The 525-nt window shown below is 57.1% G+C and carries 1 protein-coding gene; it reads left to right on the plus strand.

Going from position 1 to position 525, the window contains the following annotated elements; all coding sequences use genetic code 11:
- Nucleotides 1-118: 118 nt before the first annotated feature.
- The coding region (locus WH95_RS19990) for a transposase zinc-binding domain-containing protein (protein WP_181672638.1) at nt 119-525 on the plus strand (407 nt) is incomplete at its 3' end.

Consider the following 525-nt stretch of genomic DNA (forward strand, 5'->3'; position numbering starts at 1 on the left):
GGAGTGACGGGCACTGGCTGGCAATGTCTAGCAACGGCAGGCATTTCGGCTGAGGGTAAAAGAACTTTCCGCTAAGCGATAGACTGTATGTAAACACAGTATTGCAAGGACGCGGAACATGCCTCATGTGGCGGCCAGGACGGCCAGCCGGGATCGGGATACTGGTCGTTACCAGAGCCACCGACCCGAGCAAACCCTTCTCTATCAGATCGTTGACGAGTATTACCCGGCATTCGCTGCGCTTATGGCAGAGCAGGGAAAGGAATTGCCGGGCTATGTGCAACGGGAATTTGAAGAATTTCTCCAATGCGGGCGGCTGGAGCATGGCTTTCTACGGGTTCGCTGCGAGTCTTGCCACGCCGAGCACCTGGTCGCTTTCAGCTGTAAGCGTCGCGGTTTCTGCCCGAGCTGTGGGGCGCGGCGGATGGCCGAAAGTGCCGCCTTGCTGGTTGATGAAGTACTGCCTGAACAACCCATGCGTCAGTGGGTGTTGAGCTTCCCGTTTCAGCTGCGTTTCCTGTTTGG

The sequence above is a fragment of the Kiloniella litopenaei genome, assembly GCF_000982415.1.
Taxonomy (GTDB): Bacteria; Pseudomonadota; Alphaproteobacteria; order Kiloniellales; family Kiloniellaceae; genus Kiloniella; species Kiloniella litopenaei.